General features: G+C 66.2%; 11 protein-coding genes. 10 read left to right on the top strand and 1 reads right to left on the bottom strand.

Annotated elements, in window-relative coordinates; translation table 11 throughout:
- The 3 genes from purB to EPN98_RS23105 all read left to right on the top strand — a co-directional run.
- Window positions 1–999 (top strand): adenylosuccinate lyase (gene purB, locus EPN98_RS23115; protein ID WP_293365300.1); only part of this gene is annotated, 999 nt, incomplete at its 5' end.
- An 18-nt stretch (window positions 1000–1017) separates the two neighbouring features.
- Window positions 1018–1359: an MmcQ/YjbR family DNA-binding protein gene (locus tag EPN98_RS23110; RefSeq protein WP_366558520.1), complete on the top strand. Its 342-nt coding sequence runs from the start codon at window positions 1018–1020 to the stop codon at window positions 1357–1359.
- A gap of 50 nt (window positions 1360–1409) precedes the next feature.
- Window positions 1410–2828 (top strand): coniferyl aldehyde dehydrogenase, encoded by a 1419-nt coding sequence (locus EPN98_RS23105; RefSeq protein WP_293365299.1) that lies wholly within the window; start codon window positions 1410–1412, stop codon window positions 2826–2828.
- A gap of 64 nt (window positions 2829–2892) precedes the next feature.
- Here EPN98_RS23105 and EPN98_RS23100 read toward each other — a convergent pair whose 3' ends face one another.
- The gene (locus EPN98_RS23100; protein WP_293365298.1) at window positions 2893–3216 is read right to left on the bottom strand and encodes a DUF1476 domain-containing protein; all 324 of its coding nucleotides are present in this window, start codon (window positions 3214–3216) and stop codon (window positions 2893–2895) included.
- 236 nt (window positions 3217–3452) lie between these two features.
- Here EPN98_RS23100 and purC point away from each other — a divergent pair, with 236 nt between their 5' ends.
- The 7 genes from purC to EPN98_RS23065 all read left to right on the top strand — a co-directional run.
- Window positions 3453–4208 carry a phosphoribosylaminoimidazolesuccinocarboxamide synthase gene (gene purC, locus EPN98_RS23095; protein ID WP_293365297.1) on the top strand — a complete coding sequence of 252 codons (756 nt, stop codon included), beginning with the start codon at window positions 3453–3455 and terminating at the stop codon, window positions 4206–4208.
- Complete coding sequence (gene purS / locus EPN98_RS23090) at window positions 4208–4447, top strand: phosphoribosylformylglycinamidine synthase subunit PurS (RefSeq protein WP_293365296.1); 240 nt, start codon at window positions 4208–4210, stop codon at window positions 4445–4447. The genes purC and purS overlap by 1 nt, the downstream gene beginning before the upstream one ends.
- Window positions 4448–4834: a hypothetical protein gene (locus tag EPN98_RS23085; RefSeq protein WP_293365295.1), complete on the top strand. Its 387-nt coding sequence runs from the start codon at window positions 4448–4450 to the stop codon at window positions 4832–4834.
- Window positions 4831–5289 (top strand): DUF3291 domain-containing protein, encoded by a 459-nt coding sequence (locus EPN98_RS23080; RefSeq protein WP_293365294.1) that lies wholly within the window; start codon window positions 4831–4833, stop codon window positions 5287–5289. The genes EPN98_RS23085 and EPN98_RS23080 overlap by 4 nt, the downstream gene beginning before the upstream one ends.
- 32 nt (window positions 5290–5321) lie before the next feature.
- The gene (gene purQ / locus EPN98_RS23075; RefSeq protein ID WP_293365293.1) at window positions 5322–5984 is read left to right on the top strand and encodes a phosphoribosylformylglycinamidine synthase subunit PurQ; all 663 of its coding nucleotides are present in this window, start codon (window positions 5322–5324) and stop codon (window positions 5982–5984) included.
- Between the two features lie 248 nt (window positions 5985–6232).
- The gene (locus EPN98_RS23070) at window positions 6233–7453 is read left to right on the top strand and encodes a PEPxxWA-CTERM sorting domain-containing protein (RefSeq protein WP_293365292.1); all 1221 of its coding nucleotides are present in this window, start codon (window positions 6233–6235) and stop codon (window positions 7451–7453) included.
- Between the two features lie 124 nt (window positions 7454–7577).
- Window positions 7578–7888: CocE/NonD family hydrolase (locus tag EPN98_RS23065; RefSeq protein WP_293365291.1), on the top strand; the 311-nt coding region annotated here is incomplete at its 3' end.

Here is a 7888-nt window from a genome sequence, read left to right as displayed (position 1 = left end):
CGCGCCACCGACCTCCTGATGGAGGACGTCGACATGGTGCTGGGCGCGCTGAAGCGCCGCGCCTACGAGCACCGCCTGACGCCGACCGTCGGCCGGAGCCATGCCATCCACGCCGAACCCACCACGTTCGGGCTCAAGCTGGCCGGTCACTACGCCGAGTTCCAGCGCGCCAAGGAGCGCCTGGCGATGGCGCGCTTCGAGATCGCGACCTGCGCGGTCTCGGGCGCGGTCGGCACGTTCGCCAACGTGGCCCCGGAAGTAGAGGCCTACGTCGCCGACAAGATGGGCCTGGCCATCGAACCTGTCTCGACCCAGGTGATCCCGCGCGACCGTCACGCGGCCTATTTCGCGGCCCTCGCCGTCGTGGCCAGTTCGATCGAACGGCTGGCCATCGAGATCCGGCATCTTCAGCGCACCGAGGTGCTGGAGGCGGAGGAGCCGTTCGATCCGGGCCAGAAGGGCTCGTCGGCCATGCCGCACAAGCGCAATCCGATCCTGACCGAGAACCTGACCGGCCTTGCCCGTCTTGTGCGGTCGGCCGTGGTCCCGGCGATGGAGAATGTCGCGCTATGGCACGAGCGCGATATCAGCCACTCATCCGTCGAGCGCGGCATTTGCCCCGACGCCTGCGTCCACCTCGACTTCGCACTGCGACGCCTGGCGGGCGTGATCGAACGTCTGGTGGTCTATCCTGAGAATATGGCCAAGAACCTCGACCGCCTGGGTGGCTTGGTGCATTCGCAGCGCGTGCTGCTGGGTCTGACGCAAAAGGGCCTCTCGCGAGAGGCCAGCTACGCCGCCGTCCAGCGCAACGCCATGAAGGTCTGGCGCGGGGAAGGCGCCTTCCTCGACTTCCTGAAGGCCGATCCCGAGATCACACTCTCGGACGCCGAGCTCGAAGACCTCTTCGACCTAGGCTACCACTTCAAGAACGTCGACGTGATCTTCGCCCGCGTGTTCGGCGAGGACGTCCACGCCAAGGCGCTGGCCGCCGAGTAGCGCGCAGGAGGCGATGTCATCTCGACAATCGATGACCTTCGCCGCCTCGCCCTCGCGCTCCCTGGGGCGCATGAGGTCACATACAGGGGCAACCCGTGGTTCAACGTGGGCAAGAAGAGCTTCGCGCTGGCCATTGACGGCCGCGTGATCCTGAAGCTCGACAAGGGCCACCAGGAACTGCTGTTCGAGATCCGTCCCGAGACGTTCAGCAAGTGCCCCGTCGCGACCGTCTACTGGAGCTATGTGGAGATCGCGCACCTCGACAATGCCGAGCTCGCCGACCTGGTCCTGGAGGCCTGGTCGCAGATCGTGCCCAAGAGGGTGAGCCGTCCCGTCCTTGCCGCAGCAGGCCGCCCTTGACGCGCCCCGCGTAAGCCCCCTCACCTCTCCCCTATAGACGGGAGACACAGATGGACATGCAGGCGATCCTCGAGGGCCAGAAGGCGGCGCACCTGCGCGATGGGGAGGCCTCGGCCGAACTGCGGATCGAGCGAATCGACCGCTGCATCCGCCTGCTGCGCGAGAACCGCGCAGCCATCGAGGACGCGGTGAACGCCGACTTCGGCTCGCGCTCGCGCGAGGCCACGGCGGTGACCGACATCGCCGGCTCCATCGGTCCGCTGAAGCACGCCCGCGATCACCTGCGCGCCTGGATGAGGCCGGAAAAGCGCAAGACCACGCCCGCGATCCTGGGCCTGTTCGGCGCCAAGGCGGAGGTGCGTTACCAGCCCAAGGGCGTGGTGGGCGTAATCAGCCCCTGGAACTTCCCGGTGAACCTCACCTTCGCGCCCCTGGCCGGGATCCTGGCCGCGGGCAACCGCGCGATGATCAAGCCGTCGGAATACACCCCGGCCACGTCAGAACTTATGAAGACCATGTTCGGCGGCGCGTTTTCGGACGAGGAGATCGCCGTGATCACCGGCGGGCCCGAGGTGGGCGAAGCGTTCTCGCGGCTGGCCTTCGACCACCTGATCTTCACCGGAGCCACCTCGGTGGCGCGGCACGTCATGCGGGCCGCCGCCGAGAACCTTGTTCCAGTCACCCTGGAGCTGGGCGGCAAGAGCCCCGTGATCCTGGGCCGCAGCGCCGATCTGCAGACCGCCGCCGCCCGGGTGATGAACGGCAAGACCCTGAACGCCGGCCAGATCTGCCTCGCGCCCGACTATGTCCTGGCGCCACATGACCGGGTCGACGGCTTCGTCGACGCCGCGCGCGCCTCGGTCGCCCAGATGTTCCCGACGATCAAGGACAACCCCGACTACACCTCGGTGATCGCCCAACGGCACTACGAGCGGATCACCGGCTACATCGACGACGCCCGCGCCAAGGGGGCCCGCATCGTCGAACTGAAGCCTGAGGGCGAGGACTTCTCGCAGCAGGAACACCGCAAGATCCCCCCGACCCTAATCCTGGAGCCCACCGACGACATGAAGGTGATGCAGGAGGAGATCTTCGGCCCGGTCCTGCCGGTGAAGAGCTACCGCACTGTCGACGAGGCCATCGCCTACGTGAACGGACACGACCGGCCGCTGGGGCTCTACTACTTCGGCGACGACGCGGCCGAACGCGAGACCGTGCTGACGTCAACCACGGCCGGCGGCGTCACGGTCAATGACGTGATCATGCACGTGGCCCAGGAGGAGCTGCCGTTCGGCGGTGTCGGCCCATCGGGCATGGGCAGCTACCACGGCGCCGACGGCTTCCGGGAGTTCAGCCATCGCAAGGCCGTGTTCAGTCAGATCAAGAAGGACATCGGGCCGCTAAAGGCGCTGCGTCCCCCCTATGGCCCGGGCATCCGCAAGTTCCTGGCCGCCCAGCTCAAAGGCTGACGCCACGGCTGCGAGCCGGAGCCCCGTCGACCTACGGACGGCGGGGCCGCGAACGGCGGCGAACCTAGTTCCCCGCCCGAACGCTTTCGCGGGCCTGGGCCAGAAGCTCGGCCATCTTCATGCGGACTTCGCCCTCGGAGACGCTGACGCCAGAGCCTTTGAGGTCCTCGTACACCTTGCGGAACACGTCCTCGTCGCCGGGCAGCTCGAAGTCCGACTTCACCACGGCCTTGGCGTATTCCTCGACGTGTGCGCCTTCGAGGCCCATCAGGCCTGCGGCCCACTGTCCCAGGGCGCGATTCCGGCGCGCATGCGCCTTGAAATCCTGCTCCTGGTCGAGGGCGAACTTCTTCTCGAAGCCTTGTTCGCGTTCGTTGAAGGTCGTCATCGGGTCCTAGGGGTCAACTGCGTAGAGCGGGCGATCCCATATCGTGCGCCGAACGGGCCCGCAATGGAAAGCGGCAACCGCGCCGCTGGTTTGCGCCGCAGCGTCGCACACGCTATTTTTGCCTTGCCTGAATGGGGCGAGAGGCCGAGTCGGACCCGCGCGCGGAGGACATCATCGCGCGCGTTTTTCGTTTTTCCCGAACCGGACAAGTCCTCGCCCATGGAGAAGGCCCAAATATGACCCGCCGTAAGAAGATCTACGAGGGGAAGGCCAAGATCCTGTATGAGGGCCCCGAGCCCGGCACGCTGATCCAGTACTTCAAGGACGACACCACCGCCTTCGACGCGACCAAGAAGGCCGTCCTGGAGGGCAAGGGCGTCATAAACAACCGGATCAGCGAATACATCATGACGAAGCTGAACTCGATCGGAGTTCAGAACCACTTCATCAAGCGGCTGAACCTGCGCGAACAGCTGATCAAGGAGCTCGAGATCATTCCGTTGGAGGTGGTGTGCCGCAACGTGGCCGCCGGTTCGCTTTCGACGCGTTACGGCATCCCCGAAGGCCAGCCGCTGCCGCGCTCGATCATCGAGTTCTACCTCAAGGACGACAAGCTCCACGACCCGATGGTCTCGGAAGAGCACATCACGGCCTTCAACTGGGCCTCGACCCAGGAGATCGACGACATGATGGCGCTCACCCTGCGGGTGAACGACTTCCTGACCGGGCTGTTTGGCGGCGTCGGCATCACGCTGGTCGACTTCAAGGTTGAGTTCGGCCGCATCTACGAAAACGACTTCTCCCGGGTGATTCTGGCCGACGAGATCAGCCCCGACAGTTGCCGGCTCTGGGACTCGATCACCAACGAGAAGCTCGACAAGGACCGCTTCCGCCGCGACCTGGGCAACGTCATCGAGAGCTACACCGAGGTTGCGCGGCGGCTCGGGATCATGAAGGAGATGCCCACCGTGATTCAGGGGGGTCTCCACTAGTGCGCGCAAAGGTCCACGTGTTCCTGAAGCCCGGCGTCCTCGACGTGCAGGGCAAGGCGGTCGAACAGGCGCTGCACGGCCTGGGCTGGGACGGCGTCAGCCAGGTCCGGGTCGGCAAGACCATCGAGTTCGACCTCAAGGCCGGCGACGCCGCCGCCGCCGAGGCCGAGGTGAAGGCCATGTGCGAGAAGCTGCTCGCGAACACGGTCATCGAAAGCTACCGGGTGGAGCTGGCCTAGGTGAGGCTTAGGGCGACGCTATCGCTGGTCGCCCTCGCCCTCTCTGCCTGCACGCCGCCCGGCGAGGAGGAAAAGGCCGCCTATCTCGGGCTGGACTGCGGCCAGCCGTTCGAGGCTCAGGCCGCGACGCTGGCGGCGCAGCCGAAGCTCGATCCCGCCCCCGTCGAAACGGCCGAGCCCTACCGCTTTTACTCGAGCGTCGACGGCGGCACGTCTTACCTGATCACCCAGCCCTCGGCGCCGGCCCATCCCGCCATCATGATGCAGAAGGCCCACGGCGGCACGGTCGTGACCACCGGCTGCCGATACGGCAGCCAGAAGGCCTACGACGAGCTGCTCGCCTATCTCGACAGCCTCAAGCACTGGACGCGGAAGGGCTCGCCATGACCGGATTCCACCTGGCCCAGTTCAACCTTGCGCGCCTCAAGGCGCCGATCGACGCGCCCGAGACGGCCGACTTCGTCGCCAACCTCGACCGCATCAACGCCATCGCCGAATCGCACGCCGGCTTCGTCTGGCGGCTGAAGGGCGAGGGCTTCGACTCCACAAGCCAGCCGATCAAGTCCGACCCGCTGCTCATCCCCAACCTTTCGGTCTGGGAAACCCCGCAGGCGCTGGGAGCCTTCGTCTACCGCTCCGACCACATGGCGGTCCTCAAGCGTCGCCGCGAGTGGTTCGAGCACATGGACGTCTACATGACCCTATGGTGGATCCCCGCCGGCCATCGTCCCACCTTCGACGACGGCTTCGCGCGCCTCGACATCCTGGCGCGCCTCGGCCCCACCTCCGAAGCCTTCACCTTCCGCGACGCCTTTCCGGCGCCGATCATCGAGCGCGCCTGACTCCGCCCCCGAAGCATGCTACCGCGCGCGCCATGAAAGCCGCCGTCATCGTCTTCCCCGGTTCCAACTGCGACCGCGACTGCAAGGTCGCCATCGAACGGTCCACCGGAGCCTCGGTCGAGATGGTCTGGCATGGCGAGACCTGGCTTCCCGATGGCCTGGATTTGATCGTGCTGCCGGGCGGGTTCTCCTACGGCGACTATTTGCGCTGCGGGGCGATGGCCTCGCTCTCGCCGGTGATGACCGAGGTAAAGGCGGCCGCCGAGCGCGGGATCGCCACGGTTGGCATCTGCAACGGCTTCCAGGTGCTTTGCGAGATGGGCCTGCTGCCCGGCGCGCTGCTGCGAAACGAGAAGCTGAAGTACGTCTGCAAGGCCGTCGACCTCGAGGTCACCAACAGCCAGACCCGATTCACCGCCGGCTATCAGGGGCGCCGTCAGGCGACCATGACCGTGGGCAACGGCGAAGGGAACTTCTTCGCCGACGAGGCCACGCTGGACCGTCTCGAGGGCGAGGGCCAGGTGGTGTTCCGCTACCTGAACAATCCGAACGGCTCCGCGCGCGACATCGCCGGTATCATCAACCCGAAGGGCAACGTCCTGGGCCTGATGCCCCACCCTGACCGGGCGTTCGAGCCGGAACTGGGCTCGGCCGACGGCGCGATCCTGTTCCAGAGCGCGCTGGCCAGCGCCTGACCGAACCGCTGGCGCGCCTGACTCGCCCAAAGAAGGGCGCTCTTCAACCCCTGGGTGAAATCAGCGGTGGCGCCGAATTTCCAGGCATTTGGTCGATCAGGCCCGCCAGGAGGGAAAACACGCCCCCATAATTCAACTGTCAGGGGAAAACGTGCCGTTCGTCGCGCTTTTTGCAACAATGTTCGTTGACAGCCCCCCACCGGACAACGGCAGTCTCGGTTAAGGGTTTGTTGTTCAGGGGCTATCTTATGTTGTGGGGAAATAAGCGGCTGGCGCTTCAGCTGGCCATGGGTGCGGCGACGGTCGCGATGACGGCGGGGGCCGCGTCTGCGGCGGTGATCTCCGGCGAGGCCAACGGCCTGACCTGGACCGCGCAGAGCACGATCATCGGCGTGGGCGCGACCGGCCAGGGGACCGTCGACATCAACGGCGTCACGCGCCTGGGTCCCGGCGGCGCGGCGACCTATCTGCCCGACCCGGCGAAGCACAGCGGCGCCGCGGCGCTGATCATGCAGTACGCCAACGGCTCGCGCTTCATCTGCTCGGGCAGCCTCGTCGGGGGCGGTCTGTCGATCGTGACGGCCGGTCACTGCGTGAGCAGCGGCGGCGGCGTCGAGGATGCCGACCTGGTGAAGACCACCGCCTACTTCTGGGACTACAGCACCCAGGGTGACGAGCGCGTGCCGTTCAACGCCAGCGCCGTGGCGATCGACGTCGTCGACTACACGGTGCACCAGGACTACACGGGCGAGGTCATCGACCAGAATGACATCGCCGTCCTGCGCCTTGCCGACTACGCCCCGGCGTTCGCCCAGCGCTATGAACTGTACGACGAAGGCGATCTGACCGGCAAAAACTTCAACGTCACCGGCTACGGCGGCCGATCCGAAGTCGGCGGGGCGCTCGGCGTCTCGGGCCTGCCCAGCACCGGCTACCTGCGCGAAGGCGACAACAAGTATGATTACGCCTGGGGCGACTCGCGTTTTCAGGGCTTCTTCACCGACGTCGACGCGAACGGTGAGAACTTCTTCGGAAAGGCTCAAATCGAGTTCAGCTATATCTCCGATTTCGACAATGGCCTGCAGGCGCAGAACCAGTCGCGACGGATCGCAAACGCGCTCGGGCTCGGCCCGCTCGGAAATACCTTCTTCAATGATCTGGGCCTCGGTGCACGTGAGGTCGGCGTGGCCGGGGGCGACTCGGGCGGTGGCGCCTTCATCAACGGCAAGCTTGCTTCGGTGAACTCCTATGGCCTGACCTTCGGGACCAGTTTCGGCGACATCGACGGGCGCCTGAATTCCAGCTTCGGCGAGTTCTCGGGCTATGTGCCGATCTTCATCCACACCGACTTCATCAACGACGCGATCGCCGCGGTTCCGGAGCCCACGACCTGGGCCCTGATGATCGGCGGCTTCGGTCTGGCCGGCGCCTCGCTGCGCCGCCGCCGGCTGGCGGTCGCCAAGGCCTGATCCCACGCAGGATCTGATCGATTGCAGCGCCGCCGACCGCAAGGTCGGCGGCGTTTGCATTTGTGGGCGTTGCCCGGGCCCCGCGAGGTCGTAAGCTCAAGGGGTAGATCTCCCAAGGAACTCGATGCGTTTCCAAGTCCTGCTGGCCGGCGCCGCCGCCTGCGCCGCCCTCGCCCTCTCGTCCGCCGTGGCCCAGCCCGCGACGCCCTACATGACCCCCGACATCGCCAAGGACTTCGAGTGGCCCAAGGCGAGCTACGACTACGAGAAGCGCGTGGAGATGATCCCCATGCGCGACGGGGTGAAACTCTACACGGTGATGATCATCCCGAAGGGGGCCAGGGACGCACCGATCCTGCTGACGCGCACGCCCTACAACGCCAAGCGCGCCGCCCAGCGGGCGCTGTCGCCGCACGCCGCCGCCACCGGCCAGAT

Source organism: Phenylobacterium sp. (assembly GCF_004299445.1).
GTDB lineage: Bacteria > Pseudomonadota > Alphaproteobacteria > Caulobacterales > Caulobacteraceae > Phenylobacterium.
The sequence above is the reverse complement of the archived record's forward strand: the minus strand, read 5'-3'. Positions and strand labels throughout refer to the sequence as shown.